The organism is Amycolatopsis dendrobii (genome assembly GCF_014145675.1).
Classification (GTDB): domain Bacteria; phylum Actinomycetota; class Actinomycetes; order Mycobacteriales; family Pseudonocardiaceae; genus Amycolatopsis; species Amycolatopsis dendrobii.
This window is the reverse complement of the sequence record NZ_JACGZW010000009.1, coordinates 247,931-274,083: the sequence shown is the minus strand read 5'-3', so window position 1 is coordinate 274,083 and position 26,153 is coordinate 247,931. Positions and strand designations below refer to the sequence as shown.

Below are 26,153 nucleotides of genomic sequence, written 5' to 3'. Positions count from 1 at the left end.
TAAGTAGGGACTTGCGCGACTACCGAGCGTTGGCCGCCGGAGCGGGCGTCCGTGGGTTGTTCCGCTGAACCGGCGAACTCCACGAGGTTTCGCACTCTTTGTGACCGCAAGCCGGGTTTTCTTCTGCCATTTGGTGACCGTACGGAGGCAGACGTGTGAGCAGCGTGCGCGCGCACCCGCCAGGAGTCGGTTTACCCCGCCTCGCGCACTGCTTAAGCTCCGGGCGAAACGGACAAGATGCTCGCTGGGGAGGTCGTGATGTGGCCGGCCGTTCCGACGGTGGTGTCCGTGCGTCCGCGTCCGGCGGCTTTCTCCGGACGGGACCGCGAACTCGCCGCCGTCGCTGAAGTTCTCGAACACCGGCCCGCCGCGGTGCTGGTCGAGGGCGCGCCGGGAATGGGCAAAACCCGGCTGCTCGCCGAACTCGCCGCGCGCCCGGAGTTTTCCCGGATCCGCGTGCTGCGCGGCGCGTGCCCGCAGCTGGCCGAACCCTTTCCCTACGGTCCGGTGCTGGAAGCGTTGCGCTCGGCCGGGGATCGGCTCGGGCCGCTGAGCCCGGTCGCCGGTGCGCTGCAACCACTTCTGCCGGAACTGGCCGACGTGCTGCCGCCCGCGCCGGAGCCATTGCCGGACGCCAGCGCCGGGCGGCATCGGGTGTTCCGCGCGTTCCGGGAACTGCTGATCGCCTGCGGTCCGACTGTCCTGCTCATCGACGATCTGCATCGCGCCGACCCGGGAACCGGCGACCTGCTGCGGTTTCTCGCTGTCGACTGGCCGCCGGAGCTGGGCGTGGTCGCTACCTGCCGCACCGGCAACTCCCGCGTTCGCACCGCTCCTGAGGTGCACAGCGCACAGGTGACGCTCGGACCGTTGGACGCCGCGGCGGTCACCGCGATGGCTTGCGACCTCCTGGGGTTGCCCCGGATCAACGCCGAGTTTGCCGCGAAGCTGCACGAGTACACGGCCGGGATTCCTTTTGTTGCGGAGGAAACTCTCCGCGCGTTGCGTGGTGTTGAACTGACCGAGTCGGTGTTGGATCGACTGGAAGTTCCTGCCGCGCTTCAGGAATCGGTGTCCAGGCAGCTGTCCGCGCTGCCGAAGACCGCAATCCGGCTCACCAAAGCCGCTGCCGTGCTTGACCTGCCCGCTGAGCTGCCGGTCCTGAATGAACTGGCCGGGTTGGCCGAGGATGAGATCGCGTTGTCGGACGGCCTGCTGGACGAGGTCGACGACAATCGCTACGGCTTCAGACATCCGTTCGCGCGAAAAGCAGTGTACGATGGCCTCAGCGCGTCCGAGCGGAAATTGTTGCACACCAAGGCAATGCACCTTCCTGGTCAACCACTGTCGCTGCTCGCCGCGCATGCGCACGCCGCCGGATGCGTCGAGAAATGGCGCTATTACGCGGAAGAAGCGGCTGACGAAGCCATCGTGAACGGCGATACCGCACGCGCCATCGACCTGCTGCAGGCGATCGTCGCGAAGGCCGACGAGGACGCGGTCGGCCGGTTGGCGAAGAAGCTCAGCGACGTCTCGTTGCGCGTCTTCCGCCCGGACGTCCATCTGACGCTGGAGAAAGTGCTCGAAGACCGGCCGCTGCCGCCAGCCGTGCACGGGACGATCCGGCTCGCGCTGGGCATGCTGCTGGTCCGCGTCGCCGGACGGCTGGAGCAGGGCCGCGCGGCGGTGGAACGTGCCGTCGCCGAGCTGGCGGATCGGCCGGAACTGGCCGCGCGCGGGATCAACCTGCTCGCGCTGCCGTTCGACGGGCTCACCCCGCTGTCCTGGCACGAGCAGTGGATGCGCCGCGCCCGGGAAGTCCACTCCGGCCTGACCGATCCCGAGCTGCGGCTCGCGCTCACCGGCGACCGGATCGCGACCGCCGCGCACATCGGCGACGGTTCGGCGTGGGCGGAATTCCAGGCGATGCCGGACACCGCGCCGAGCGTCGCCGAACGCGTCCAGCTGGCCCGGTTGTGGTGCAATCTCGCCGACGCGCAGTCGTGGTCCGGCCACCTCGACCGGACCGAAAAGCTGGTCGCCGAGGGCCTGCGCCGGGCTTCCGAAGCCGGCGCGCTGTACCCGAAGGGCCTGATCGAAGGCACCGAGGTGCGGCTCGCCTGGTTCCGCGGCAAATGGGACGGCCTCGCCGAAGCGACCGAAGACGTCCGTACCCGGCACCCGGCGCTGGGCGCGATCGTCATGGAGACGTCGCTGGTGCTGGGCGGGCTGGCCGCGGTGCGCGGCGAGTTCGCGGCAGCGCGAAGACACTTGGCCGACGCCTCGGCGCACCGTCCGGGCGAAGGCCCTATCCCCGTTGTGTTGTGCGCGGCTTCGGTGTTGATCGGCGTGCACCTGTCGACCGACGATGTCGCCGCAGCCTGCGAAGCCGCTGATGTAGCTGTCGACGCCGCACGTCGCAAAGGCGTGTGGGTCTGGGCGGCGTCGCTCGTCCCAGCCGCCGCGGAGGCGTACACGCGCGCAGACCGTTGGCACGACGCCGACGCTTTCGTCGAAGAGTTCGCACGCGGCATCGAAGACCGCGACGCACCTCTCGCCGCCGCAGCCCTGCACGCTGGCCGTGCCGTCCTGACAAACGCTCGCGCGAAACACCTAGCAGCCGCGACGCTCTTCGACACCGCCGCCGACGCGTACGCAGAGCTGCCGATGCCGTACCTCGCCGCCAGCATGCGTGAACGCGCAGCACGCTGTCGTCTCGATGCAGGCCAAGACGGTGCGACAACTGCACTCAGCCAGGCGGCAGCCGCGTACGTACAGCTAGGCGCCACGCGCGACGCCGGCCGCTGTCATCACGTGCTTCGCGAACACGGTGCCTGGGCACCGTCACAGCGCGGCCGTCGCGGCTACGGTCGCGAACTGTCGCCGCGAGAGCGCGAAGTCGCCGAGATGCTCGCGGAGGGTCGGACAAACCGGCAGATTGCCGACGGCCTGTTCCTGTCCCCGCGCACAGTGGAGCAGCACGTGGCGAAGGTCCTTCGCAAGCTAGGTGCGCGAAGCCGCACGGACGTCGCGAGGAAACTGCCGTCAGTTGAAGCGCGCGATAACGAGCACCGCGTCCTACCGTGTTCAGGTGGCTGACGAACGAGTTCCTGCCTGGCGGCGGGCGACCAAAGGCGAGACCCGATGGCCCGCGGCGGCCGTCGTCATCGGAACCCTCGCCCTGCAACTCGCATTGCCCGACGAGATGGTGCTGCACCCGTGGTGGCTGCTGCCCTCGCTGACCGCAGTGCTGATCGTCGCGCTGCTGTTGCTGAATCCCGGACGGCTCACCGAGTTCAACATCGTCGAGCGCATGGTCGCGTTGACCGCGCTCGCCGTCGTCAGCGTGCTCAACGGCGCGTCCGCGGTGCAGTTGGTGATCGGGATCGCACAGGGCGCGCAACGCGGGCACGCGGTGCAGGTGCTGATCAGCGGCGTGGTCATCTACTGGACCAACATCGTCGTCTTCTCGCTCTGGTACTGGGAGTTCGACCGCGGCGGCCCGGCCAGGCGCGCGGCGGGCCGGGCGAACTTCCCCGACCTGCAGTTTCCGCAGATGAGCGACCCGTCGATGGCCAAGGCCGAATGGGAACCGCGGTACCTGGACTACCTCTACACCTCGTTCACCAACGCCACCGCGTTCAGCCCGACCGACGTCATGCCGCTGCGGATCTGGGCGAAGATGACCATGATGGTCCAGGCCGGGATCTCGCTGCTGCTCGCGCTGATGGTGTTCGCCTGGGCGGTCAACGGCCTCCAGGGCTGAAACCCGCTGGCCTCGCCCGCGTCCGCCAGGTATATCTCCAGCCATGGAGCTTCCCGAACCGCCGTACTACGCGGTGATCTTCACGTCCCGGCGCACCGACGGCGACCGCGGCTACGCCGAGCGTGCGGCCTACATGGCCGAGCTTGCCGCGAAACAGCCGGGCTACCTCGGCATGAATTCCGTCCGCGACGAGTCCGGGCTCGGCATCACCGTGTCGTACTGGCAGGACGAGGAATCCATTACCGGATGGCGCACCAATCTGGAGCACACCGAAACCCGTAACCACGGCCGCGCCGAGTGGTACCGCTCCTTCGACGTCCAGGTCTCCCGGGTCGAACGCGCCTACCGCTTCGAACGTCCGTGAAGGGAACCCTGCGGGAATCAGATTCCCGCAGGGTTCCGCGCACGACCTTTTACTGGCGGGTCATGGTGAAGCTCTGGCCGTCCGAGCCGATCGCGCCGGGGGTCCAGGTCGCGCTGCCGCCGTCGTCCGCGTTGAGACCCTGCGGGCTGGTGTCGGCGAGGTTCTTGCCATCGAACTTGACGCCGTCGAACTTCACGCCGCCGTTGATCGCCGGGTACGAATCGGACGGCGATTCGATGATCGCTTCAGCCGACGAGTGCTTCGCGTTGAGCGACTGCGTAGTCGTCTTCGTCCAGCCTTGAGTGTCGTTCTTCAGGTCGAGTTTGTAGCTGTTGTTGCTGCGCGTGACCGTCGCGGTGATGTGGTCTCCCGCTTTCACCGGTGCCTCGCTCGCCGAGTAGTAGACCGGTGCGGCCGGGTACATTTCGTACCACGCCTGGTATTGCGGGCTGCCGCTGGAGCAGTCGGTCGCCACGCCGGTTTGTTCCACAGAGGACGATCCGTCGCCGTCGATGCCCACCCACGGCGCGAAGAGGTCGTTGCTGGAGTTGCAGGTCGCCGCCGGTTCGGTCCACCCCGCGGTCGCGGTCGTGAAGCTGCCGAAACTGACGTAACCGCCCCAGTTCCCGCCGGAGTAGTGGTTCCCGTGGAAGTGCTTGCCGAAGGTGACGGGTCCGGCTCCCGCGCCGGCCACGAGGGTCGCGGCCGCGAACGCGCCGACCGCCAGCAATCCGAGGGGACGACGGAAAGATCGTGAACTCATGGGCATCCAATCTGGTCACGGGAGTGCCTGCGCGTACCAGTGTTGAATTTCGCTCGCCCGAGTTGGTAGCTACTTTCGAAGGGTATTCACATCTCGGGAAATCTTCACCAAATGTCCCGATTCTCCTTTGTGTACACGGAAGTCCGTGCCCGCCCGCCTGGGGAGGCAGCGGGCCGGCACGGACTCCTTCCGAAGTGGACTACCGCGCCGTACGGGCGTGCGCGGCGTCCACGAACTGGGTCGTGTACGTCTTGGACAGATCGATCTTGTCCTTTTTGGGCTTCACGTTGCTCGAAGACGCACCCAGCACCTTCAGCACGTTCTGCGCTCCGGACGGGTCCATCCGGCCGTCCTTGGTGAACATCGGCAGACTGTCCTTGAGAGACTTGACGTACAACGCCTTGTCCCCGCCCGCGAACGACGGCGGCATCAGATCGGCCACCTGCTCCGCGGTGTGCGTGGAAAGCCACTTCAGCGAATTCACATACGCGTTGGCGAGTTTCTGCACGACGTCCGGATAGCGTTTCACGATTTCGCAGCTCATGTACAGCGAGCTCGCCGGATACAGCCCGCCCAGCGCCGCGCGCGTGCCTTCCGGCGTGCGCATGTCGTAGAGCACCTTGGCCTGTCCGGTGTTCGTCAGCTGCGCGATGGTCGGGTCAGTCGTCATCCCCGCGTCGATCGAACCTTGTTGCATGGCAGAGATAAACGTCTGCCCGGCCCCGACCTTCACCGGCGTGTAATCCTTGCTGCCGACCCCGCCGCGGCTGGCGAGCGCCTTGGTGAGGAAGTCGGTCGACGACCCCAGCGACGTCACGCCGAGATTCTTTCCGCGGAAATCCGCACCGGACTTGATGTGCCCGGCTTTCGGGGTCGCGACCATTTCCGCTTCCCCCGGCACATTCGCGAATTGCACCACGCTGGTGATGCACTGGTCCTTGGCCTGCAAGTCGATCGTGTGATCGTAGAACCCGACCACGCCCTGCACTTCGCCGGCCAGCAGCGAGGTTTCCGCGTTGGCCCCGGACGGCTGGTCGAACAGTTCGACGTCCAAGCCCTGCTTCTGGTACTCGCCCAGCTGCTTCGCGAGCTGACCCGGCAGATAGATCACTTTGGACAGTCCGCCGACCATGATCTTGATGTGCGGCCGCCCGCCGTTGCCGAGGTCGATCTCCCGGGAATCCCGGCAGGCGCTCACCCCGGCCACGGTCACCAGCGCGGCCGCCGCGACCGCGAGTGTCCTTTTCAGCCGCATCTCAGATGTCCCGCCGTCCGTCGTCGGCCGACATCTGCGGACGCCAGCGCAGCAGTTTGCGCTCGGCCGAACCGATCAGCCATTCCGCGAACAAGGCGACGACCATGATCACCAGCATCCCGGCGTAAACCCCGGCGGTGTCGAACGTTCCCTGCGCATTGGCGATCAGGAAGCCCATGCCCGCCTTGGCACCGGTGTACTCACCGACGACCGCACCGATCAACGCGAAACCGAACGCGACGTGCAGGGACGAAAGAATCCACGACGTCGCGCTGGGCAGAACGATCGACTGCAGCACCTGCCACCGCGTCGCGCCGAGGATGCGGGCGTTGTCGATCAGGTTGCGGTCCACTTCACGGGCGCCGGTGAACGCGTTGAAGAACACCGCGAAGAACACCAGCACGAACACCGTCGCGACCTTCGAGGACAGTCCGAGGCCGAACCAGATCACGAACAACGCGGCGAGCACGATCCGCGGCATTGCGTTGGCTGCCTTGATGAACGGAGCCAGCACCTCGGCGAGATACGCGCTGCGGCCGAGAATGACCCCGCAGATCACGCCCGCGACCGCACCGAGCACGAAACCGATCACGGCTTCCTCGACGGTCACCAGGATCTGGTACCAAATGGTCCCGAAGTCGGTTCCGGTCGTGAACCATTCGGTGAGCCGTTCCCAGATCTTCGACGGCATCGAATAGAAGAACGGGTCGATCCAGAACCGGCCCGCGATCTCCCACAACCCCAGCCAGGCAACGAGAATCGCCAGCCGCAGCAGCCAGACGTTGCGCTTGTGCCGTCCGGCGGAGCGCTTCGCGCGGGAGAGAATGTCCTGTTCGGTTTCGAAGACCGGCGTCGGCGCGGTCTGAGTCTCAAGCGACACCGGTCGCTCCCTTCTGGCGGGCCTTGTCGACCTCGCCGCGCAGCGATTCCCAGATGTCGGAGTAGAGCTTGCGGAATTCCTCGGTCAGCCGCAGGTCTTCCACCTTGCGCGGCCGTTCGAGCGGAATCTCGAAGACGTCCTTGACCGTCGCCGGGCTCGTGGTCAGGACGACCACCTTGTCCGCCAACGCGATCGCCTCGTCGAGGTCGTGCGTCACGAAGATCACCGCGGCACCGGTGCCGGACCACAGTCGGAGCAACTCGTCCTGCATCAGCGCGCGGGTCTGGACGTCGAGCGCGGAGAACGGCTCGTCCATCAGCAGGATTTTCGGCTCGGTGACCAGCGTCTGCGCCAACGCGACACGCTTGCGCATCCCGCCGGAAAGCTGGTGCGGGTAGTACTTCTCGAACCCGGCCAGTCCGACGCGGCCGATCCAGTCGGCCGCCTTCTTCCGAGCGTCCTCTTTGGACGCACCGCGGAACCGCGGCCCGGACGCGACGTTGTCCAGCACCGAACGCCACGGCATCACCGCGTCGGTCTGGAACATGTAGCCGACGCCGTCCGGAATCGACTTCACGTCGGACCCGTGCACGACGACCCGGCCCGCCGACGGCGGCTGCAACCCGGAGACCAGGGACAACGTGGTGGATTTGCCGCACCCGGTCGGCCCGACCACGGCGACGAACTCCCCCGGTTCGACGGTCATGGTCAGCTCGCGGACAGCGGTGTGGACAGAACCTGATCCGCTCGGGAACCTTTTGGTGGCGCCGATCAGTTCGATGAGTGGGGCCATCGAGGTGACTCCTTCGTCACGGTGGGGACTCGCTCGAGGCAGGTTAAGAGCGGGTTACACGGGGCGAGAAGCTTGTCGACGTTCTGCGTGCGCTCTGCACGTTCTCCACGTTTTGCTCGTTTAGCGCACAGCGCTGAGCTGGGGGTATGTTCCCTGGCATGCCGAAGTGGGCGCTCTTTCCGCGGATGCGGTTCACCCGTCAGGTGCTGCTGTTGCAGATCGGCGTGGTGGTCCTCGTCGTGGGCCTCGGCGTCGCCTTGATCAGCTGGCTCCTGCGCACGACCCTGACCGAACAGTACGGCGAGCGCGCCTTGGCGATCGCGAAATCGGTGGCTACGGAGCCGGTGGTGATCGCCGGTGCGGCCTCCCGGAAACCCAACGCGGACCTCCAGCAGCGAGTCGAAGCGGAGACACAGACCGACGACGCGCTGTTGTTCGTGGTCATCACCGATGACCACGGCATCCGGCTGGCCCACCCGACGCTGTCCGCGGTCGGCAAGAGAGTGAGCTCGCCGTGGGAGGAGGTGATCGCGGGCAACGACGTGGTCAGCGAGTTCAACGCGGGCACCTTGGGGCCGTCCGTCCGCAGCAAGACCCCGATCAAGCAGGGTTCGCGGGTCGTCGGCGAGGTGAGCGTCGGCTACCGGGTCGGCGAACTGACCGGCGACTTCAACCGGCTGTTCATCCTGACCATGGTCTTCGGCGGTGGTGCGCTCCTGATCGGCGCGGGTGCGTCCGCCCTGCTCAACCGCCGCCTCCGTCGCGTAACCCACGGCCTCGAACCCCACGAACTGACCGAACTGCTCTACGAACGCGAAGCCGTCCTGCACGGCATCGGCGAAGGCGTGCTGGCCGTCGACGCGGAACACCGGGTGACCGTCCGCAACGACGAAGCCGAACGTCTCCTCGGCACCCCGCTCCCAGTCGGCGCGCCGCTGGAGGAACTGGACCTGTCCCCGCGAGTGCACAAAGCCGTCGCCGAAGGACGGCCCGTGGACAACCTCCTGGCCGTGGCCGGAAACCGCGTCCTGGTGATCAATTCCCGTGCCGTGCAACGGGATGAGCGCGCGCTGGGCACGGTGTTGACGTTCCGCGACCGCACCGACCTCGACACCCTCACCCGCGAACTCGACGGAATCCGCTCGCTCTCCGACGGCCTTCGCGCACAACGGCACGAGTTCGCGAACCGCCTGCACACACTGTCCGGTCTGCTGCAGCTGGGCCACCACACCGAAGCCGAGGACTACCTGCAAACCCTCACCGAAACCACTGCCTCGCGTGCGGAACCGCTCGACGATCGAGTCACCGATCCGTATCTGCAAGCCTTGCTGGTCGCGAAAACCGAGCAGGCGCAGGAAAAAGGCATGGAACTGCGACTGGCCGACGACGCCTGGGTCCCCGCCTCGGTCACCGACCCGATCGCCGCGGGCACCGTGATCGGCAACCTCGTCGACAACGCCCTGCACGCCGCGCGCATGGGCCCGCGCCGCCCCGCGTGGGTCGAAGTCGGTCTGCTAGCCGATGGTGCCACCTTGCACGTGTCCGTTGTAGACAGCGGACCCGGAATTGACGAGACCTTAAGGGACAAGCTTTTCGACGAAGGAGTGTCCACAAAGCTCAGTCCTGGGCACGGCCTCGGGCTGGCCTTGGCCCGCCAAGCCGCCCGCGCCCGCGACGGCGACGTGTGGCTCGCCGACCCCGGCGGCGCGACGACCGGTGCGTTGTTCGTGGCCAAACTTCCCGGCCTGCTGGACCGACCCGAGGAGACCGACGCATGATCCGCACCCTGATCGTGGACGACGACTTCCGCGTCGCCGGCGTGCACGCGGGATTCGTGTCGGAGGTACCGGGCTTCACCGTCGCCGGAGTCGCGCACACGGCCGCCGAAGCCCGCGCCCGCGTGCGGGAACTGGCCCCCGACCTGGTGCTGCTGGACGTCTACCTGCCGGATGAGCCCGGCCTTTCCGTCCTGCCCGATCTGAAGACGGACACCATCGTGCTGTCCGCAGCCACCGACGCCGCGTCGATCTCCGCCGCGATCCGTGCGGGGGCCCTGAACTACCTGATCAAACCGTTCACGACGCGGCAGTTGTCGGAACGGCTCACGTCGTACGCCCGGTACCGCGGCCTGGTCACGACCGAACGTCCACTGTCCCAGGACGACGTGGACCGGGCCTTCCGCGCCCTCCACGATCAAGACCGCGCGGCGACCCCGAAGGGCCAATCAAGCGCGACGGCACGCCTGGTGTCGGAGCGGCTGCGCGGTTCGCCGACCCCGCTGTCGGCCGCCGAAGTGGCCCGCGAACTCGGCATGGCCCGCGCTACGGCGCAGCGATATCTGACCGCGCTGGCGGAGTCGGGAGCAGTGGAGATGCGGCTCCGCTACGGCGCGACGGGACGTCCGGAACACGAATACGGCTGGATCGGCTGACCCGTCGTGCGTGTTCACGCCAGTTCTCACCGGCATAAACACGCACGACCCGGTGGTCAGCGCCCGCCAGCCATCCGCTGTGCCGCGTCAAGCCAGGGCTTCCAGTCGAGGAACTGGTCGATGCCCACCCGCGCCGGGGTCTTGCTCGGCGTCGGCGTGTCGAGGTCCGCACGCGGATCGGCCTGCGCCGAGGATTGCGGAGCCGCCGCCGCGCGCGGCGTGGTCGGGTGGACCGGAGTGTGCCGCCGCGCCGGAGTCTGGTGCGCGGGCACCGGGACATAGACCGTGACCGGCGGGGCGGTCTGCGTCACCGGCGGCGTGATCGTCGACGGGACGGGGATCTGCTGCTCCGCGATCGGAACGCGCTGCTCGGCCTGCACGACGGCGTCGTCCGCGGGCTGTCCGGGCAGCGCGCCGGTGAAGAACCCTCCGGCGAGCCAGCCGAGCCCGACCAGGACCACGGCCAATCCGGCGCCGACCCACACCCGGGCCCGCCGCCGCGACGCGACCGCGCGCGGGCGTTCCTCGGCGGGCGCGCACCCGGCGATCACCGGGATCTGCTGGGTCGATTCGCAGCTCGTCTCCGGCGCGGCCTCGTCCGGCAGCCGCGGCCCGCGCGGCAGGCTCGCGGCGATGATGCCGGTGCGGTCGACCAGTTCCCCGGAGGCGCGGTCAGCGGGCGCGGCCAATCGGCGCTCGGCAAGGCGCAGCATCGAGGGCTACCTCCGGGGTGCGGACACACGAGTGGACTGGCAGCATTCTGCGACATTCCCGAGGGGTTCGGCGAAAATGCAACTCCATCGGGTGATCAAGAATGCGGACAGTCGCGACGCGTTATCCGTTCCGCTGGACGCGTTTGAGTCCCTGGCGCGCCAAAACCGCGAGCGGACGCTGGTATGCCGAACCGAGGACGCGCGGGATCGCGTCGATCACGTACGCGTCCGGTCCGATGAGGATCCGCGCGGACCGCCTGCGCACGCCGCGCAGGATCGTCTCGGCCGCTTTCTTCGGTGTGGTAAGGGCGATTTTCTCGAATCCGGCCGCCGCTTTGGCTTGGTCGCCGCCCCCGCCGCCGCGTGCGTTGCGGGCGATGTTGGTCTTGATCCCGCCCGGGTGCACGCAGCTGACGCCGACTGGATGCCGCGCCGCGAGCATTTCTTCGCGCAGCGACTCGGTGAATCCGCGGACGGCGAACTTCGCCGCGTTGTAGGCACTCTGCGTAGGCACTCCGACGAATCCGAACACGCTGGAGATATTGACGACGTAGCCGTCGCCGGAGTCGATGAGGTGCGGCAGGAATGCCTTCGTGCCGTTCACGACGCCGCCGAGGTTGACGCCGAGCAGCCAGTCGAAATCCTCGAACGTCATGTCCTCGACGGTCGCGCCCAGCGCCACCCCGGCGTTGTTCACGACGAGGTTGACCCGCCCGTGCTCTTGGACGACGTCTTCGGCGTGCGCGAGGACCGCGGCCCGGTCGGCCACGTCGAGGGAATGCCCCCGCACCTCGGCCCCGCGTTCGCGGGCTTCGCGCACCGTGCCCTCGAGACCCTCGGCGTCGACATCGGACAGTTCGAGGAGCGCGCCGTGCAACGCGAGTTCAAGCGCCAGCGCCCGGCCGATGCCCGAGCCCGCTCCGGTGATCACTGCGACTTTGTTCGAGAAGTCCTTCATCGTCTCCCCACCCTGGTCTCACCGCGTTCTCTGATACTAGTGACGAGGACCAGTACAGGAGGTGGCATGCGGCGCACGGTGATCGGGCTGTTCGCACTGATGAGTGCGAGCGGGACCATCGTGGCTTGTGCTGAGCACGCAGCGGAGCCAGCGGTCGCGACGACGCCAACCCCGGCGAAGCCGATCCAAGCGTCCATCGGCGCGCTGTTCGTCGACGGCTCCCATTACTGCACCGCGAGCGTCGTGCACAGCCCGCGCGGAGACGAACTGCTCACCGCCGCACACTGCATCCACGACGGCGAAGGCGGCGGCTACCTGGCCAATGTCACCTTCGCACCGGGTTTCCACGACGGCGTCGCGCCCTACGGATACTGGCAGGTCGGGAACGAACTGGTCGCCCAGAGCTGGATCGACTCGTCCGATCCCAACCTCGATGTCGGTTTCGCGACCGCCCGCCAAGACGGTTCCCCGGAACCGCTGGAGACAGTGACCGGAGCCAACCAGCTAGGCACGAACGGCCCCTTCGCGCGCCCCGTGACCGTCGCCGGCTACCCCGACGGCGTCGACGAGCTCGCCACCTGCGAAACGCACACCCAGCAGCAAGACGAACACCAGATGAGAGTCGACTGCCCAGGCTTCGCAACCGGCACGAGCGGCAGCCCGTTGGTAGCCGACCCGTCCCCCGACACGAAAACGGGCACCGTAGTAGGCGTAATCGGCGGCTACGAGGGAGGCGGCTACACCGACGACGTCTCGTACTCGAGCTACTTCGACGACCAGATCATCGATCTGTACAACCGAGCGACAACCATGCCGTGACATGATGCGGTCCATGAGCACGCGCGACGTCCCGATCACCGGAGAACCGATCAGGCTGGGCCAATTCCTGAAACTGGCCGACCTCGCGGACAACGGCTCACACGCGAAAGACCTGATCGACGCGGAAGAAGTCACCGTCAACGGCGAGGTAGAAATCCGCCGGGGCCGCCAACTGGCAGACGGCGACGTAGTAGCAGTCGGCAACGAAACCGCCCGCGTCTCTCTGGAGCACTGACTCCCCTGGCCTGACCGTCCGTGAGGGCCACCCTGATTCCTCAGGGTTCCCCTCACGACCAGCCCGCTCACCCCACAGTGGTCAACGGCGCCCTGCCCAACTTCAACGCCAACGAATCCAACTGCCTCCGCACCGCTCCGGGCAACGGCACCCCCAACGCCCGGCACTGCTCCAGATACTGCGCCTCCCGCCATCCGGGATACCGCACCGGAGCACCGCCCTCCCATCCGAGCATGCTCCCGAACACCGCACTGGCAGCCCGGTAAAACCCATCCGCACTACGCAACGTCGTAGGCGCGATCGCGAGCACCAGCAACCCAGTGTCGTGCTCATGATCCGCGACCCCGGACAACACCCCGGCCAACACATCCACCATCAGGGCGAACCCGGCGAACTGCGGATTCCGAGCCGTGTCAGCAAGATCAACATCCAGCACGAACTCCGGATAAGCCCCGGCGGGAGCGGCCATCCCCAGCGGATGCACCGGCTGATCCGCGTACCCTCCGGCAGCCATCACAATGCCGATCATCCCGTGCGGCAACGCCCGCGCCGCGTGATGCCCGACCCGCCCGAACGGCCCGACCCCGCGCAACGACAGCAGCCCGACCCCGAACCGCCCGGCCCGCTGCACGGCGCGATCCATCGCGTCGCCAACCGCCCAAAGCCCGGACGCGTGCCGATAGTCGACCAGCGCCGCAGCGCCACGGTCCGCGATCAGCAACGGCTGCGCGCCAGGACTGACCAGCCCGTTCTCGATCGCGGGCAAATGCACCCGGGTCAGCTCCCCGACGCCGGTTTCCGGTGCGCCAGTGAGATCGCCATGGCACAACGCTTCCGCGGCCGGACGCGCACGCTCTTCGGGAAAGCCTTGTGCCATCAGGACAACGGAAACGAGCGTGACCAGTTCGTCGGCGGGAACGCGCTGCCAGGCCTGCTCGGGAATCGGGGTGTCGGCGGGAACTTCCGGAAGGGGGCGGCTGAGCCGGGGAGCACGCGGTCTGAGGGGCACTTCATCAAGGTTGCCGGGCGATCTCGGACCCCGTCAACGAGGTTGGCCCTAGAGTGTGATGAGGTCAGCCGCAGAGACGTACCCTGAAGCACATGTGCCGAAACATCACGACGCTCCGCGGCCTGCAGCCCGCCGCCACCACGGACGAGATCGAAGCCGCGGCACGCCAGTACGTGCGCAAAGTGACCGGGGTGCAGTCTCTTTCGGACGCGACGCGCGAACCGTTCGAGGCGGCGGTCGCCGAAATCGCCCAGATCACCGCGCGGCTGCTGGAAGAACTCCCGCAGCGCCGCCAGCCGCCGGCGACCGTGCCGCCGCTGCGCCGCCCGGAGGTCCAGGCGCGAATCGCCCAGCGCGAGGCCAAGAAAGCCTGACGCCGCAATCACTCCACCTCTTGCCCGGGAAACCGCGGCTTGATCTCCTGGTTGAGGTAGCGCCCCGGGCTCTCGGCGGCCATCAGCTCACGATGCACCCGCGCGGGGACGAGGTGGTAGCGGTAAACGCCGCCGTTGCGGAATCCGATTTCCAGCACCGACTTCGCGGCGTCGTAGCCGACGTCGCGAATGACGGAAGACTCCACGGGAACCCGGCGCACAGCACGGACAGGGTACCCGCGCGGACCCGGGACAGGCAGCCGGAGAAAAACGGCCCCGGTCTCCCGCGGGATGTGCGGAATCCGGGGCCGGACACTCGAGGCGTCAAGCGGAAGCGGAGGGATTTGAACCCCCGGTAGGTTTCCCTACGGACGCTTTCAAGGCGTCTGCATTCGGCCGCTCTGCCACGCTTCCTTCTAGGTCAGGGTATCGCGCCGTCCTTCGACGTCGTCCAGGTGTTCGAGGACCCGGGTGAACGCCGTGGCCACCGCGGTCTGCTCGGCGGGCGTCAGCAGGTCGATCAGGTGCTCGCGGGCGCCGCGCACGTGCGTCGGCGCGGCTTCGTCCAGTACGCGCTGGCCGGCGTCGGTCAGTTCGGTCAGCACGCCGCGCTTGTCTTCCGGGTCCGGGCGGCGGGTGACCAGCCCGGCGATCTCCAGTTTGCCGATCTGGTGCGACAGCCTGCTCTTCGTCGAGCCCAGCTGGGCCGCCAGTTCCGTCATCCGGGTGCACCGGTCCGGGGCCAGGTTCAGGCACACCAGGACCTCGTAGTCGGCGAGCGAGATGCCGTGGCTTTCGGTCAGTTCGCGGTGCAGCCGCTGGCGCAGCCGCAGCGACGCGACGATGTAAGCCCGCCAGGCGTGCTGTTCGGCCGGGTCGAGCCAGCGCACGTCCTGGTCATCGCTCATGCCCGGAAGCGTAGAAGGCCGGTTTCGCCGCTCCGTTTCGGCCCGCCGTGAAATTTCCGGCCGAACTTCCCCCAATGGAGGGTTACGAAAAGGTTGAGACTCGGCGCGAAGAAGCGCATCCTCGGGAGGCAGCGGAGGGACGACGAGGATCCGAAGAGCGCGCCGAAGGGCACGCCGGGCCGCGTTTCCCCCCGGGAAAGGCCAGGTGGTGGCATGGCAGGTAGTTCCCGCGGTTGACCGCCCGCTGTGTCCCCGCGATCGGCACGGCCCCGTTCCGGTTCGGTCGCGATTGCGAACAGCACGAGCACCCCGTGCGCTCCGGCATCGGCCATGCGCACCGGCGTCGTTATGCCGCTGCTTCTCTTCGCGGCCTCGGCACCGCGAAGGCAGCGCCGGACGCCAGCCCGCAGGTGGCCAACCGCTGTCAACGAAACCTCGGTAGTACCTGGGTGCGGCCCCCAGCGCAGGGGCCGCACCCAGCCTCGTTTCCAGGTTTGCGGCTACCCTTTCCGCGTGCGATTCGACGACAACGCGGATCTGGACGCTTCTGAGATCCAGGACATGCGCGGCAGCGGCGGAGGCGGCGGCGGCATCGGCGGCCGCGTGGCCATCGGCGGCGGCGGGCTCGGCCTCGTCGGCCTGGTCATCTACTTCCTGTTTTCCCAGTTCGGCGGCGTTCCCAGCACCGGGACCTCGCCCGCGGCGGGCGGGATCGGGCTCAGCGACGTCCAGTCCGGGCAGCAGCTGGACGCCGGCACGCTCGCGAAGAAGTGCAAGACCGGAGCCGACGCGAACCGCGACCACGACTGCGCGATCGTCGCGGTCGTCAACTCCATCCAGGACTACTGGACGCAGGAGTTCTCCCGTTCCGGCCAGACCTACCGCAAGGCGACAACCCGCTTCTTCACCGGCGGCGTGCGCACCGGCTGCGGCGGCGCGACCTCGGACACCGGCCCGTTCTACTGCCCGGCCGATTCGTACGTGTACATCGATCTGTCGTTCTTCAACGAGCTGAAGACCCGCTTCGGCGCGAAGGGCGGGCTGTTCACCGAGGCCTACGTGCTGGCCCACGAATACGGCCACCACGTGCAGAACCTCACCGGAACGTCCAAGCGCGGCACCGGCACCGGGCCGACATCGGGCTCGGTCCGGCTGGAACTGCAGGCCGACTGCTACGCCGGCGTCTGGGCCAACCACGCCAGCACGACCCCGACCAGCTCCGGGAAACCGCTGGTCCAGGACGTCACGCAGGACGACATCTCGCGCGCGCTCGACACCGCGTCCCGGATCGGCGACGACTACATCCAGAAGAACCTCGGCAACGGCCACGTCGACAAGTCGAGCTTCTCGCACGGCACCTCGGCGCAGCGCGAGAAGTGGTTCACCACCGGCTACCGCACCGGCCAGCCCGCGAGCTGCAACACCTTCAGCACCAACGACCTCGGCTGACCCGGGATACAGTCGGGCGCATGCACGCGATCACGATCCGCGAACCCGGTACCCCCGACGTGCTCGAATGGACCGAGGTCCCCGATCCGGAACCCGGTCCCGGCGAGGTGCTGCTGGACGTCACGGCCAGCGCGGTCAACCGCGCCGACCTGCTGCAGCGGCAGGGCAACTATCCGCCGCCGCCAGGGGCGAGCGACATCCTCGGCTTGGAATGCTCCGGCACGATCGCCGAACTCGGCGAGGGCGTCGACGGCTGGCAGGTCGGCGACGAGGTGTGCGCGCTGCTCGCCGGCGGCGGGTACGCCGAACGCGTCGCGGTCCCGGCCGGCCAGCTGCTGCCGGTGCCCGCCGAGATCGAGACGGTCTCCGCGGCCGGGCTGCCCGAGGTGGCCTGCACGGTGTGGGCGAACGTCGTGATGCACGCCGGTCTCGGCGAGGGCCAGGTCCTGCTGGTGCACGGCGGCGCGGGCGGCATCGGCACGCACGCGATCCAGGTGGGCAAGGCACTCGGCGCGACCGTCGCGGTCACCGCGGGTTCGCCCGAGCGGCTCGAACGCTGCCGCCAGCTCGGCGCGGACATCACGATCAACTACAAGGAACAGGACTTCGTCGAGGTGCTGCGCGCCGAAACGAAGGGCGCCGACGTCATCCTCGACAACATGGGCGCGAAGTACCTGGACCGCAACGTCGACGCGCTCGCCGCGGACGGCCGCTTGGTCATCATCGGCATGCAGGGCGGGATCAAGGGCGAGCTGAACATCGGCAAGCTGCTGGGCAAACGCGCGAGCGTGTTCGCGGCCGGGCTGCGGTCTCGTCCGCTCGACCAGAAAGCGGCGATCGTCGCGGATGTCCGGAATCGGTTGTGGCCCTTGGTGGAACAGGGTTCGGTGCAGCCGATCGTCGGCGACGTGGTGCCGATGGCCGAGGCCGCGTCCGCGCACCGGATGCTCGAGGAAGGCAGCATCTTCGGGAAGGTGCTGCTGGCCGCGAAGTCCTGAACGCTCGTGAGTGGCGATCACGGTTAGAACCGCGATTGCCACTCACGACGCTTCAGCGCAGTTCTTCGAGCACCCGCACCAGCTGGTTGATCTCGAACACGTTGGAGTAGTGCGCGAGCCCGATCCGCACCGCTCCGCCGACCTCGCCGACGCCCAGCGACGCGAACACGCCGCTAGTGCCGTCGTCGGCGAACGCGCAGAGTCCTTGCGACGCCAGGTATTCGGCGACCTGGGACGCTTTCGCGCCTGCCACGGCGAACGCGAGCGCGGGGATCCGGCGCATCGCGTCGCCGATTACCATCACGTGCCGCAGCGAGCGCAGTTCCGTGGACAGCTGCGCGAGCAGGCCGGCGTGGTACGACTTGGCCGAGCCGAGCGATGTCACGAGACGTTCCCGACGCGAGCCGGTGGCGGCGTCGTCGAGGCCGGCGAGGTAGTCGATGGACGCGACGACACCGGCCAGCAGCGGGTACGCGTGCGGGCCGAGTTCGAGCCGCGCGGGGCCGGTGGCGGCCGGGTCGAGCGACACCGACGAGATGCGCTCCAGCAGCTCCGGTTCGCGGAACACGAGCGCGCCGACCGCCGGTCCGCCCCATGAGGGAGCGGAGACGACCATGACGTCGGCACCGAGTTCTTGCAGGTCAAGCGGCACGAACGGGGCGGCGTAGGTCGCGTCGACCACCACGAGCGCGCCGACGCGCTTGGCGAATTCGATCACCGTCGGCACGTCCGGCCGGGTCCCGACGGACCCGGACGCCAGCGTCACCGACACCGCTTTCGTCCGCGCGGACACGAGAGTCTCGTACTGCCACGCGGGCAGCTCGCAGGTCTCGATGTCGATCTCGCTCCAGCGCACGACCGCGCCGACGCGTTTCGCGGCGCGCCGCCACGGCGCGATGTTGGCCTCTTCGTCGAGCCGCGAGACGACGATCTCGTCGCCGATCGTCCACCGCTCGGCGAGCGCGTCGACGAGGCGGCGCAGCAGGACCGGCGCACTCGGCCCGAGCACGACGGCAGCCGGGTCCGCCCCGACCAGATCAGCCACGGCCCGGCGGGCCGCGGTGACGATGCTTTCCGCCCGCTGGGAGGCCGGAAATGCTCCGCCCGGCCCGGACACCGGCGCCCGCATAGCTGTCGAAACGGCCGAAGCGACCTGTTCGGGCACGAGCATTCCGGCGGCGCCGTCGAAGTGAATCCAGCCGTCGCCAAGCGCGGGGAAGAGCCCACGGATACGAGCGACGTCGAACGCCATGGGGACACCGTACGGACGTGCGGTTTCGCGGTTGCCGCGGGGTTGGGCAGAACTGCCCGAACGGCCGCTAGGCTCGGGGCAGGACCGCTGACCGACGGGGATGGAGCATATGAGCGAGCCGAACTTCGGGGGAACGGGCGCAGCCGGGGACGCGGACGCGCCGCGCGTGGTGGTCGTCGGGCCGGACGGCGTCCCGGTCGGCACCGCGCAGGCGGTACCCGAGGGCGAGGAGAACGAGTCCGTCGGCGACCTGGTCGAGGAACCGGCCAAGGTGATGCGCATCGGCACCATGATCAAGCAGCTGCTGGAGGAGGTCCGCGCCGCACCGCTGGACGACGCCAGCCGCAACCGGGTCCGCGAGATCCACCAGACGTCGGTGCGCGAACTGGAAGCGGCCCTCGCCCCCGAGTTGCGCGAAGAACTGGAGCGCCTCGTGCGCCCGTTCACCGAGGACGAAACCCCCTCGGACGCCGAGCTGCGGATCGCGCAGGCCCAGCTGGTCGGCTGGCTGGAAGGACTGTTCCACGGCATCCAGACCGCCCTGTTCGCCCAGCAGATGGCGGCGCGGGTGCAGCTGGAGCAGATGCGCCGGGGCCTGCCCGCGGGCTCGTCCGGCTCGGTCGGGCAGCCGGGCGAAGGCCACGGGCACGGCATCACCGGAACCGGGCAGTACCTCTAGCTCTCCGCGGAGAAGAACGCTCGAAGATCCCCGATCACCAGGTCGGGTTCTTCGAGCGCCGGGAAGTGCCCGCCACTCGGGAACTCCGTCCACCGCACGATCCGGTCGGTCCGCTCGGCCAGGGACCGCAGCGGAAGCCCGATGTCGTCCGGAAACACCGCGACAGCGGTCGGCACGGTCGACTTCGGCAGCGGCGCGCCCCACTGCACGTCTTGGTCGGCGTAGATCCGCGAGGACGACGCGGCGGTGCGGGTGAACCAGTAGATCGAGACATTGGCAAGCAGATCGTCGCGGTCGATCAGGTCGTGGTCGGTGTTCGAGAAAGCCCGGAACTTCTCGGCGATCCAGGCCAGCTGCCCGGCCGGGGAGTCGGTGAGACCGTACGCAAGCGTTTGCGGCTTGGTGGACTGGATCATCGCGTAACCGATTCCGGTCCGCTGGAAGGCTCGGGCTTTCTCCAACGAGCGCTGCCCTTTCGCCAGCTCAGCCCCGGTGAGCCCCGCTAGGTCCGCCTCTTCGCGCGCTACCGCGGAGGGCAGCATCGTCACGTGCGCGCCGATGATCCGCTCGGGGAATTGGACGCAAAGTTCGCGGGAGATCAACGCCCCCCAGTCGCCGCCGTGCGTGCCGAAGTTCTCGTACCCGAGTCGAGTCATCAACTCCGCCCACGCACGCGCCGTCCGAGCCGGGCCCCAGCCGCGATCGGGCGTCGGACCGGAGAAGGCGAACCCGGGCACGGAGGGAACCACGACGTGGAACGCGGTGGCCGGGTCGCCGCCGTACGCGCGGGGGTCGGCGAGGGGGCCGATGAGGTCAAGGAATTCGACGATGGAGCCCGGCCAGCCGTGGGTGAGGAGAAGCGGAACGGCGTTCGGCTCGGCGGATTTGAGGTGCAGGAAGTGGATGTTGGCACCGTCGATGGTGGTGGTGAACTGGGGGAAGCCGTTGAGGCGTTCTTCCTGCGCTCGCCAGTCGAAGCCCAGGCGCCAGTAGTCGACGAGGGCTTGGACTTCGGGTACGGGAATGCCGAGGTCCCAGGCCGGGTCGTCGAAAGGGTCGGGCCAACGGGTGTCGGCTAGGCGACGGTGGAGGTCGTCCAGGTCGGACTGCGGGATGTGGATGCGGAACGGGGTCTCGGTCATGCCCACGACGCTAGGGTTGATCGAGGACAGTTACCGTCCTCAATGGCCCGGCTGCTAGTCGAACAGCCGGACCTCGTAATCAGGGCCGGAGATCTCCGACTCGATCACCGGGGAAGCTATCTCCCCAGCAGTGAGGCCGGCGATGAATTCCCCGAATCCTCCGGGATGTTCCCACCACTGCAAGGCCTCCACGACGACCACCGTCCAGGTCGATGGAGCACCGCCGGTCTTCCAGAAGTAGAAGCCGTTTTCGTCGTTGTACGCCCAGGGGAACAGTCCGCCGTCGGCCGGGAAAATAGGATACGGAAAGTCACCTTCGGCCCGCACCCACAGCGCAGACCACATCTCGCGGATTATCGGGCTCTGCTCGATCAGGTTCAGCGCGGGCCGGGACGAACACGGATGCATGATGTTGAGGAAATCGTCGATATTTACCGCCGGGTAGTTCTCGGCGAACTCCCGGTAGTCCGGCGGCAGCGAGATCCCTAGATCGGACTCCACCTTCGCCCAATCGATCAACTGAGGGACCGGGTCGGCCCCGCTGAAGATCCTCTTGTAGTCAGGCAAGTGTTTCCTCCCCGTAATCCAGCACAGAGTCGTTCTCTATCTTGAAAAGTCCGACGTCAACGCGTCCAGCACCCGGTCCACTCCCCGGCCGTCCACAGCAGACCGGCCAGCAGCCGCAAGCCGTGACCGCAGCGAAGCGTCCGACAACAACTGACGCAACGTCTCCGTCACCTCCGGCAGCCGCGCCCCCAACGTGTCCGCGGATCCCAAGCCGCGCGCCAGTCCTCGCTCCAGCGCGGCCCGATACCCGGCTGCCTGGTTGTCGACCAGCTGCACCGCAGCCGTCGGCACCCCGAGGCAGCACAGCTCCAAGAACGTCACCCCGGACGCGCTGATCGCGACATCCGTCCCGGCGAGCAGGTCCAGCAATCCGGCATGCGGCGCGGCTACCCGGATCACCTGGCCCTCCACCGTGGACGGCAAGGTCGGCGTGCCGCGGACCAAGGCGTCCGCCGCGAATGGCAACCCGGTGTCGGCAAGCGCCTGGAGCAACAGCGAAACCGTCGACGCCCACTCCGCGCCACCGCCCAGCACTACCGTCACCTGCAACGGCGAGGAAGTGCTCCGGCGAGAACGCGCGCGCAGGACGACGTCTCGAAGCGGCGTGTACTCCACGCCCCGCAGCAGCAAGCCCGAACCGTCCTCGGGACGCGGACCCGGCGCGAAGCCCGAATCCACCACCACATCCGCTGGGCGACGACCGAACACGTCGTCCTCAATGGACACCAACCGGGCGCCCGCGGCGTTGGCCTCGGCACGGACGTCGCCGATTCCATAATGATCCACGAGCACGGCGTCAAAGCCAGAAACCAAGTCAGCAAAGGAAGAAACCGGCAAACGCGGCACCGACAGCTCGTCGAATCGCGCGGCCAGCCACTCCGCGTTAGTCGTGCAGCCGGCGAAGTGCACGTCCCAGCCCCGCGCGACGGCACGCTCGGCGTAGGCCACCACCCGGGAAATGTGCCCGGCCCCGATGGTCGGCGAAGCGTCCGCCCGGAGCAGCAGCTTCACCGGCCGACTTTCTTCTGTTCGATGTGCGCGTTCAACGCCACCAAATCCGGCCGCGACCGCAACAGCGACACCACCGAACGCCACGAGCCCGGCCCGTCGCCAAGCTCCGCGACGAGTGCCGAGATCAGCTCCCAGTCCTCCTCAGTGTCCAAAGTGACGCGCAGGTCGTCGGCGGCTGGGCTGACCACGACGCCGGTGCACGAGTACCGGTCGGGCTGCCGGTAGATCGCGGACGTCACGTGCTCGCGGTCCGCCCCGGTCGCGGTCGCCGCTTGCTCAGCCAGTACCGACGCACGAACCAGTTCCGCGTCGAAGCCACGCGGCAGGGTGCGGACGAGCGTGGTCGAGACGTAGTCCAGCGACGGTTCGGCCTGCCACACGGCGACCAGCCGGCCGATCAGCGCCGGATCAAGCAGCGGACAGTCAGCCGTGAGACGGATCACTGCGTCTGCCGGATGTTCCGACAGCGCGAGCCCGAACCGGGCCACCACGTCGTCCAATGGCCCTCGGACGACGTGCGCGCCGCACCGTCGCGCCTCGGCCGCGACGGCGTCGTCAGACGCATCGTCCGAGGTCGCGACCACTACCTTGGCCACACCGGGAGCGGCCGCCGCTGCCCGGACGACCCAGCCCAGCACGCTCCGCCCGGCGAGCAGCCGCAGCACCTTCCCCGGCAGCCGGGTGGACGACGACCGGGCTTGTATCACGGCGTTGACGCCAGGGCCTGCACGCATGGGTGACATGATGGCCTGCGGCGCCCCGCGCCGATCCACGAACCCCGATCGCGGAGGTCATCGATGTCCGAGCTGGATGGTTCCAGCATCCTGCTCACCGGCGGGACCGGCTCCTTCGGCAAGGCGTTCATCGCCTACGCGCTGGCCGAGCTGAACCCCAGCCGGCTCGTGGTGCTTTCCCGCGACGAGCTGAAGCAGTACGAGGCCCGGCAACTGTTCAACGACGACCCGCGGCTGCGCTGGTTCATCGGCGACGTGCGCGACCGCCGCCGCCTCGAACGAGCCATGCACGGCGTCGACTACGTGGTGCACGCCGCGGCGCTCAAGCAGGTCGACACCGGCGAGTACAACCCGTTCGAGTTCGTCCAGACGAACGTCACGGGTTCGCAGAACGTGATCGAGGCGGCGATCGACACCGGCGTGAAGAAGGTCGTCGCGCTCTCGACCGACAAGGCGTCCAGCCCGATCAACCTCTACGGCGCGACGAAGCTGTGCGCGGACCGGATGTTCATCAGTGGCAACCACTACGCGGCCGCCCACCCGACGCGGTTCTCCGTGGTGCGCTATGGCAACGTGATGGGTTCGCGCGGCAGCGTCATCCCGTTCTTCCGCAAGCTCGCCGAGCAGGGCGAATCGCTGCCGATCACGCACAAGGAGATGACCCGGTTCTGGATCACGCTCCCGCAGGCCGTGCAGTTCGTGGTCGACTCGTTCGACCAGATGTCCGGCGGCGAGCTGTACGTGCCGCGGATCCCGAGCATGCGGCTGGTCGACCTCGCGCAGGCGATCGCGCCGGGTTCACCGATGCACGAGGTCGGCGTGCGGCCGGGCGAAAAACTGCACGAGGAAATGATCGCGCCGGACGACGCGCGGCGAACGCTCCGGCTGACCGACCGCTACGTCGTGCAGCCGCACCTCGCCGGCTGGGGCTACGAATCGCCCACTGCCGGTGAGCAGGTGCCCGAAGGTTTCGCGTACCGCTCGGACACCAACGACCTGTGGCTCGAGGCCGACGAACTCCGCGAACTGGTCGAGCAATATGCCTGACTTCCTGCCGTACGGCCGCCAGTCCGTCAGCGAAGAAGACATCGAAGCCGTCGTCTCGGTCCTGCGCGGGGACTGGCTTACCACCGGGCCCGCGGTCACGAAGTTCGAAGCTGACCTCGCGGAACACACCGGCGGCACGCCCGCTGTGGCCGTCACGTCCGGTACTGCCGCCTTGCACGTCGCATATGCCGCGGCCGGAATCGGTGCGGGCGACGAGGTCGTGGCTTCGCCGATGACCTTCGTCGCCACCGCGGCAGCTGCGGCATTGCACGGCGCGAAGGTGTTGTTCGCCGACGTCGAGCCAGATACCGGCAATCTGTCCGTCGACGCCGCCTCGGCCGCAGTGACTTCCCGCACGAAGGTGATCGCGGCTGTCGACTACGCCGGACACCCCGCCGAACTGGACGCCTTGGCGAAGATCGCGCACGACGCTGACGCTCTGTTGCTGGAAGACGCCGCACACTCCGTCGGCGGTTCCTGGCAGGGCCGACCGGTCGGTTCTCTTGCCGATCTGACCACGTTTTCCTTCTTTCCCACCAAAAACCTCACCACCGCTGAGGGTGGCGCGGTCGTCACTGGGTCTGGGGAGCTGTTGCAGCGCGCGCAAGCGTTCCGCAACCATGGTCTGGTTCGGGACAAGTCGCGTCAGCGTTATCCGGACGAAGGTGCTTGGCACCAGGAAGTGCACGAATTCGGCCTGAACTACCGGCTGCCGGACGTCCTGTGCGCGCTGGGGAGCAGCCAGCTCAACCGGCTTGCCGAATTCAAACTGCGGCGGGCGGAGATCCACTCGCGGTACAACGCGGCGCTCGCGGATGTTTCGGGAGTCCTGACGCCGCCTCGCCGCGAGGGCGCGGATCCGGTGTGGCATCTGTACCCGCTGCGAGTGCTGGAGGGCCGTCGGCGCGCGTTGTTCGACCACTTGCGCGGGCTGGGGATCGGGGTGCAGGTGAACTACATCCCGGCTTACTGGCATCCGGTGTTCGAGGATCTCGGCTATCGGCGCGGGTTGTGCCCGAATGCCGAGGCTTACTACGCGCAGGAGCTTTCGCTGCCGCTGTTCCCGTCGCTGAGTGATGCCGATGTGGACCGGGTGATCGACGGGGTGCGCGGGTTCTTCGGCATCTGACTACGGATCAGAAGGCGTTAGCTCGGTTCGACGTAGCCACCGATGTCTTTGACGACCCCGTTCGGATCGATCAGCAGTCGCTGGACATGAAAGGTCCCGCTGAGCGGCAGCCGGATCCGGGCACCGGTAGCGACAACCGTTTTACCGTCGTCTCCAGGCAACCACCGGAGATTCCCCACAACACCTTGGGCGTCTTGCGCGACCCAACGACTGCCAAGCCGCTGTATCTGAAGCTGATCCCCGATCTTGACCTCAGAGATCCGGGAAGCCGGCGTCGGATTCTTGGCAAGGCCCCACACCGGCGGTGTACCAGCGCTGTAGAGATCATCGGCTAGCGGCCCTGCGATGCCGATCAGGCGATCGCCGTTCTTACGCCGAGAAATTTCTGGATATTCCTGATTCCTCACAGGCGTGAGATCGCAGGTCGATCCGCAGATGCAACAGCGAACTGAGCGTAGGTCATCAATCAGCTGTCGCTGTTTGGCCGTCCCGAACCACCTTGGCATGCCACAACAGCACCCCCGGCACTACGGCCAGTTCCAACACCGTCGCAGCCCGAAACACCGGATGCGGTGCCCCAGTCCGCCGAGCCGAAAGAAGCCGCGGCAACCCGCCCGCCGCGGCAGTCCCCAACACAAGCCGGGTAGTCGCTGCCCGCTTCTCCGGCCGAAGGATCGACCACCACAACGCGAACCCGGCCGCGGTCCAGAACGTGTTCACGAACCGGTATTCGCTGTCCACGCTAGGCGTCGTGGCGGCACCGCCGGGCGCACGTTCCGGACCGCCGAGGATGCCGGTCAGACCGGAAGCGACCGGAATCGCCCCGAGCACACCGAGGGTGGCCAGCAACGCCTTGCGGGACTTCTCGCCTGCCATC

The 26,153-nt window shown here is 67.9% G+C and carries 29 protein-coding genes and 1 tRNA gene; 13 read left to right on the top strand and 17 right to left on the bottom strand.

All coding sequences use genetic code 11. The annotated features are described in order from the left end of the window. The first annotated feature begins 258 nt into the window (after nucleotides 1-258). The 3 genes from H4281_RS27020 to H4281_RS27010 all read left to right on the top strand — a co-directional run bounded on the left by H4281_RS27020 (nucleotide 259) and on the right by H4281_RS27010 (nucleotide 4,130). A complete protein-coding gene (locus H4281_RS27020) occupies nucleotides 259-3,099 on the top strand; it encodes an ATP-binding protein (RefSeq protein ID WP_182893719.1) in 2,841 nt (946 codons plus the stop codon). Between the two features lie 106 nt (nucleotides 3,100-3,205). Beyond that, nucleotides 3,206-3,766 (top strand): DUF1345 domain-containing protein, encoded by a 561-nt coding sequence (locus tag H4281_RS27015; protein ID WP_162834205.1) that lies wholly within the window; start codon nucleotides 3,206-3,208, stop codon nucleotides 3,764-3,766. 43 nt (nucleotides 3,767-3,809) lie between these two features. Further along, the gene (locus tag H4281_RS27010) at nucleotides 3,810-4,130 is read left to right on the top strand and encodes an antibiotic biosynthesis monooxygenase family protein (RefSeq protein WP_182893718.1); all 321 of its coding nucleotides are present in this window, start codon (nucleotides 3,810-3,812) and stop codon (nucleotides 4,128-4,130) included. A 49-nt stretch (nucleotides 4,131-4,179) separates the two neighbouring features. On the opposite strand, the gene H4281_RS27005 is transcribed toward H4281_RS27010, so the two are convergent. From H4281_RS27005 to H4281_RS26990, 4 genes are all read right to left on the bottom strand, one after another. Then, nucleotides 4,180-4,893: a G1 family glutamic endopeptidase gene (locus H4281_RS27005; RefSeq protein ID WP_043837749.1), complete on the bottom strand. Its 714-nt coding sequence runs from the start codon at nucleotides 4,891-4,893 to the stop codon at nucleotides 4,180-4,182. Between the two features lie 199 nt (nucleotides 4,894-5,092). Further along, nucleotides 5,093-6,148, bottom strand: a complete 1,056-nt coding sequence (locus tag H4281_RS27000; RefSeq protein ID WP_182893717.1) for an ABC transporter substrate-binding protein — start codon at nucleotides 6,146-6,148, stop codon at nucleotides 5,093-5,095. Between the two features lies 1 nt (nucleotide 6,149). Beyond that, nucleotides 6,150-7,028: an ABC transporter permease gene (locus tag H4281_RS26995; protein ID WP_182893716.1), complete on the bottom strand. Its 879-nt coding sequence runs from the start codon at nucleotides 7,026-7,028 to the stop codon at nucleotides 6,150-6,152. Further along, on the bottom strand, nucleotides 7,018-7,821 hold the full coding sequence (locus tag H4281_RS26990; RefSeq protein ID WP_037807196.1) for an ABC transporter ATP-binding protein: 804 nt from the start codon (nucleotides 7,819-7,821) through the stop codon (nucleotides 7,018-7,020). The genes H4281_RS26995 and H4281_RS26990 overlap by 11 nt, the downstream gene beginning before the upstream one ends. Nucleotides 7,822-8,006: 185 nt before the next feature. Between H4281_RS26990 and H4281_RS26985 the strand changes: the two genes are divergently transcribed. Both H4281_RS26985 and H4281_RS26980 read left to right on the top strand, forming a co-directional pair. Next, nucleotides 8,007-9,599, top strand: coding sequence for a sensor histidine kinase (locus tag H4281_RS26985; protein ID WP_182893933.1), 1,593 nt, complete (start codon nucleotides 8,007-8,009; stop codon nucleotides 9,597-9,599). Further along, nucleotides 9,596-10,252, top strand: coding sequence for a response regulator (locus H4281_RS26980; protein WP_182893715.1), 657 nt, complete (start codon nucleotides 9,596-9,598; stop codon nucleotides 10,250-10,252). The genes H4281_RS26985 and H4281_RS26980 overlap by 4 nt, the downstream gene beginning before the upstream one ends. Nucleotides 10,253-10,308: 56 nt before the next feature. Here the strand turns inward: H4281_RS26980 and H4281_RS26975 are convergent, their stop codons facing one another. Then, complete coding sequence (locus H4281_RS26975; protein WP_182893714.1) at nucleotides 10,309-10,965, bottom strand: hypothetical protein; 657 nt, start codon at nucleotides 10,963-10,965, stop codon at nucleotides 10,309-10,311. Nucleotides 10,966-11,086: 121 nt separating this feature from the next. Further along, the gene (locus H4281_RS26970) at nucleotides 11,087-11,923 is read right to left on the bottom strand and encodes an SDR family NAD(P)-dependent oxidoreductase (RefSeq protein ID WP_182893713.1); all 837 of its coding nucleotides are present in this window, start codon (nucleotides 11,921-11,923) and stop codon (nucleotides 11,087-11,089) included. A 66-nt stretch (nucleotides 11,924-11,989) separates the two neighbouring features. On the opposite strand from H4281_RS26970, the gene H4281_RS26965 reads away from it, so the two are divergent. Continuing rightward, nucleotides 11,990-12,742, top strand: coding sequence for a trypsin-like serine peptidase (locus tag H4281_RS26965; RefSeq protein WP_182893712.1), 753 nt, complete (start codon nucleotides 11,990-11,992; stop codon nucleotides 12,740-12,742). Nucleotides 12,743-12,755: 13 nt separating this feature from the next. Continuing rightward, on the top strand, nucleotides 12,756-12,977 hold the full coding sequence (locus H4281_RS26960; protein ID WP_182893711.1) for an RNA-binding S4 domain-containing protein: 222 nt from the start codon (nucleotides 12,756-12,758) through the stop codon (nucleotides 12,975-12,977). A gap of 67 nt (nucleotides 12,978-13,044) precedes the next feature. On the opposite strand, the gene H4281_RS26955 is transcribed toward H4281_RS26960, so the two are convergent. Next, nucleotides 13,045-13,986, bottom strand: a complete 942-nt coding sequence (locus H4281_RS26955) for an Ldh family oxidoreductase (RefSeq protein WP_182893710.1) — start codon at nucleotides 13,984-13,986, stop codon at nucleotides 13,045-13,047. A 92-nt stretch (nucleotides 13,987-14,078) separates the two neighbouring features. Here H4281_RS26955 and H4281_RS26950 point away from each other — a divergent pair, with 92 nt between their 5' ends. Beyond that, on the top strand, nucleotides 14,079-14,360 hold the full coding sequence (locus tag H4281_RS26950) for a DUF2277 domain-containing protein (RefSeq protein ID WP_037807183.1): 282 nt from the start codon (nucleotides 14,079-14,081) through the stop codon (nucleotides 14,358-14,360). Between the two features lie 8 nt (nucleotides 14,361-14,368). Here H4281_RS26950 and H4281_RS46325 read toward each other — a convergent pair whose 3' ends face one another. From H4281_RS46325 to H4281_RS26935, 3 genes are all read right to left on the bottom strand, one after another. Beyond that, the gene (locus tag H4281_RS46325; protein WP_198545237.1) at nucleotides 14,369-14,566 is read right to left on the bottom strand and encodes a KTSC domain-containing protein; all 198 of its coding nucleotides are present in this window, start codon (nucleotides 14,564-14,566) and stop codon (nucleotides 14,369-14,371) included. A 123-nt stretch (nucleotides 14,567-14,689) separates the two neighbouring features. Then, nucleotides 14,690-14,774, bottom strand: a tRNA-Ser gene (locus tag H4281_RS26940). Between the two features lie 2 nt (nucleotides 14,775-14,776). Next, the gene (locus tag H4281_RS26935; protein WP_182893709.1) at nucleotides 14,777-15,268 is read right to left on the bottom strand and encodes a MarR family winged helix-turn-helix transcriptional regulator; all 492 of its coding nucleotides are present in this window, start codon (nucleotides 15,266-15,268) and stop codon (nucleotides 14,777-14,779) included. Nucleotides 15,269-15,781: 513 nt separating this feature from the next. Here H4281_RS26935 and ypfJ point away from each other — a divergent pair. Continuing rightward, the gene (gene ypfJ, locus H4281_RS26930) at nucleotides 15,782-16,717 is read left to right on the top strand and encodes a KPN_02809 family neutral zinc metallopeptidase (RefSeq protein WP_182893708.1); all 936 of its coding nucleotides are present in this window, start codon (nucleotides 15,782-15,784) and stop codon (nucleotides 16,715-16,717) included. Nucleotides 16,718-16,737: 20 nt separating this feature from the next. Next, nucleotides 16,738-17,715: an NAD(P)H-quinone oxidoreductase gene (locus tag H4281_RS26925; protein ID WP_182893707.1), complete on the top strand. Its 978-nt coding sequence runs from the start codon at nucleotides 16,738-16,740 to the stop codon at nucleotides 17,713-17,715. 52 nt (nucleotides 17,716-17,767) lie between these two features. Here H4281_RS26925 and H4281_RS26920 read toward each other — a convergent pair whose 3' ends face one another. Continuing rightward, on the bottom strand, nucleotides 17,768-18,967 hold the full coding sequence (locus tag H4281_RS26920; RefSeq protein WP_182893706.1) for a cysteine desulfurase-like protein: 1,200 nt from the start codon (nucleotides 18,965-18,967) through the stop codon (nucleotides 17,768-17,770). Nucleotides 18,968-19,067: 100 nt separating this feature from the next. Here H4281_RS26920 and H4281_RS26915 point away from each other — a divergent pair, with 100 nt between their 5' ends. Beyond that, complete coding sequence (locus H4281_RS26915; protein ID WP_182893705.1) at nucleotides 19,068-19,646, top strand: bacterial proteasome activator family protein; 579 nt, start codon at nucleotides 19,068-19,070, stop codon at nucleotides 19,644-19,646. On the opposite strand, the gene H4281_RS26910 is transcribed toward H4281_RS26915, so the two are convergent. The 4 genes from H4281_RS26910 to H4281_RS26895 are packed head-to-tail and all read right to left on the bottom strand — an operon-like array spanning nucleotide 19,643 to nucleotide 23,100. Beyond that, the gene (locus H4281_RS26910) at nucleotides 19,643-20,788 is read right to left on the bottom strand and encodes an epoxide hydrolase family protein (protein ID WP_182893704.1); all 1,146 of its coding nucleotides are present in this window, start codon (nucleotides 20,786-20,788) and stop codon (nucleotides 19,643-19,645) included. The genes H4281_RS26915 and H4281_RS26910 overlap by 4 nt on opposite strands. Nucleotides 20,789-20,842: 54 nt before the next feature. Then, on the bottom strand, nucleotides 20,843-21,355 hold the full coding sequence (locus tag H4281_RS26905; protein WP_182893703.1) for an SMI1/KNR4 family protein: 513 nt from the start codon (nucleotides 21,353-21,355) through the stop codon (nucleotides 20,843-20,845). Between the two features lie 36 nt (nucleotides 21,356-21,391). Next, a complete protein-coding gene (locus H4281_RS26900; RefSeq protein ID WP_182893702.1) occupies nucleotides 21,392-22,366 on the bottom strand; it encodes a spore coat protein in 975 nt (324 codons plus the stop codon). Further along, nucleotides 22,363-23,100, bottom strand: coding sequence for a cytidylyltransferase domain-containing protein (locus H4281_RS26895; protein WP_246412346.1), 738 nt, complete (start codon nucleotides 23,098-23,100; stop codon nucleotides 22,363-22,365). Before H4281_RS26895 ends, H4281_RS26900 begins: the two co-directional genes overlap by 4 nt. A 63-nt stretch (nucleotides 23,101-23,163) precedes the next feature. Here H4281_RS26895 and pseB point away from each other — a divergent pair, with 63 nt between their 5' ends. Together pseB and H4281_RS26885 are read left to right on the top strand one after the other, a co-directional pair. Continuing rightward, nucleotides 23,164-24,147: a UDP-N-acetylglucosamine 4,6-dehydratase (inverting) gene (gene pseB, locus H4281_RS26890; protein ID WP_182893700.1), complete on the top strand. Its 984-nt coding sequence runs from the start codon at nucleotides 23,164-23,166 to the stop codon at nucleotides 24,145-24,147. Beyond that, complete coding sequence (locus H4281_RS26885) at nucleotides 24,140-25,276, top strand: DegT/DnrJ/EryC1/StrS family aminotransferase (protein ID WP_182893699.1); 1,137 nt, start codon at nucleotides 24,140-24,142, stop codon at nucleotides 25,274-25,276. Before pseB ends, H4281_RS26885 begins: the two co-directional genes overlap by 8 nt. A 17-nt stretch (nucleotides 25,277-25,293) precedes the next feature. Here the strand turns inward: H4281_RS26885 and H4281_RS26880 are convergent, their stop codons facing one another. Together H4281_RS26880 and H4281_RS26875 are read right to left on the bottom strand one after the other, a co-directional pair. Then, the gene (locus H4281_RS26880; protein WP_182893698.1) at nucleotides 25,294-25,683 is read right to left on the bottom strand and encodes a hypothetical protein; all 390 of its coding nucleotides are present in this window, start codon (nucleotides 25,681-25,683) and stop codon (nucleotides 25,294-25,296) included. A gap of 55 nt (nucleotides 25,684-25,738) precedes the next feature. Next, entirely contained in the window at nucleotides 25,739-26,152 is a 414-nt protein-coding gene (locus H4281_RS26875; protein WP_182893697.1) for a DUF4345 domain-containing protein, read from the bottom strand. Between the last annotated feature and the right edge of the window lies 1 nt (nucleotide 26,153).

Coding starts and splice junctions, on each gene's coding strand:
- H4281_RS26925 (WP_182893707.1), top strand. CDS start 16,738: ATGCACGCGATCACGATCCGCGAACCCGGTACCCCCGACGTGCTCGAA.
- H4281_RS27020 (WP_182893719.1), top strand. CDS start 259: ATGTGGCCGGCCGTTCCGACGGTGGTGTCCGTGCGTCCGCGTCCGGCG.
- H4281_RS26985 (WP_182893933.1), top strand. CDS start 8,007: ATGCGGTTCACCCGTCAGGTGCTGCTGTTGCAGATCGGCGTGGTGGTC.
- H4281_RS26970 (WP_182893713.1), bottom strand. CDS start 11,923: ATGAAGGACTTCTCGAACAAAGTCGCAGTGATCACCGGAGCGGGCTCG.
- H4281_RS26920 (WP_182893706.1), bottom strand. CDS start 18,967: ATGGCGTTCGACGTCGCTCGTATCCGTGGGCTCTTCCCCGCGCTTGGC.
- H4281_RS26875 (WP_182893697.1), bottom strand. CDS start 26,152: ATGGCAGGCGAGAAGTCCCGCAAGGCGTTGCTGGCCACCCTCGGTGTG.
- H4281_RS27005 (WP_043837749.1), bottom strand. CDS start 4,893: ATGAGTTCACGATCTTTCCGTCGTCCCCTCGGATTGCTGGCGGTCGGC.
- H4281_RS26960 (WP_182893711.1), top strand. CDS start 12,756: ATGAGCACGCGCGACGTCCCGATCACCGGAGAACCGATCAGGCTGGGC.
- H4281_RS26965 (WP_182893712.1), top strand. CDS start 11,990: ATGCGGCGCACGGTGATCGGGCTGTTCGCACTGATGAGTGCGAGCGGG.
- H4281_RS26895 (WP_246412346.1), bottom strand. CDS start 23,100: ATGCGTGCAGGCCCTGGCGTCAACGCCGTGATACAAGCCCGGTCGTCG.
- H4281_RS26935 (WP_182893709.1), bottom strand. CDS start 15,268: ATGAGCGATGACCAGGACGTGCGCTGGCTCGACCCGGCCGAACAGCAC.
- H4281_RS26885 (WP_182893699.1), top strand. CDS start 24,140: ATGCCTGACTTCCTGCCGTACGGCCGCCAGTCCGTCAGCGAAGAAGAC.
- H4281_RS26975 (WP_182893714.1), bottom strand. CDS start 10,965: ATGCTGCGCCTTGCCGAGCGCCGATTGGCCGCGCCCGCTGACCGCGCC.
- H4281_RS27010 (WP_182893718.1), top strand. CDS start 3,810: ATGGAGCTTCCCGAACCGCCGTACTACGCGGTGATCTTCACGTCCCGG.
- H4281_RS26915 (WP_182893705.1), top strand. CDS start 19,068: ATGGAGCATATGAGCGAGCCGAACTTCGGGGGAACGGGCGCAGCCGGG.
- H4281_RS27015 (WP_162834205.1), top strand. CDS start 3,206: ATGGTGCTGCACCCGTGGTGGCTGCTGCCCTCGCTGACCGCAGTGCTG.
- H4281_RS26980 (WP_182893715.1), top strand. CDS start 9,596: ATGATCCGCACCCTGATCGTGGACGACGACTTCCGCGTCGCCGGCGTG.
- H4281_RS26910 (WP_182893704.1), bottom strand. CDS start 20,788: ATGACCGAGACCCCGTTCCGCATCCACATCCCGCAGTCCGACCTGGAC.
- H4281_RS26950 (WP_037807183.1), top strand. CDS start 14,079: ATGTGCCGAAACATCACGACGCTCCGCGGCCTGCAGCCCGCCGCCACC.
- H4281_RS26990 (WP_037807196.1), bottom strand. CDS start 7,821: ATGGCCCCACTCATCGAACTGATCGGCGCCACCAAAAGGTTCCCGAGC.
- pseB (WP_182893700.1), top strand. CDS start 23,164: ATGTCCGAGCTGGATGGTTCCAGCATCCTGCTCACCGGCGGGACCGGC.
- H4281_RS27000 (WP_182893717.1), bottom strand. CDS start 6,148: ATGCGGCTGAAAAGGACACTCGCGGTCGCGGCGGCCGCGCTGGTGACC.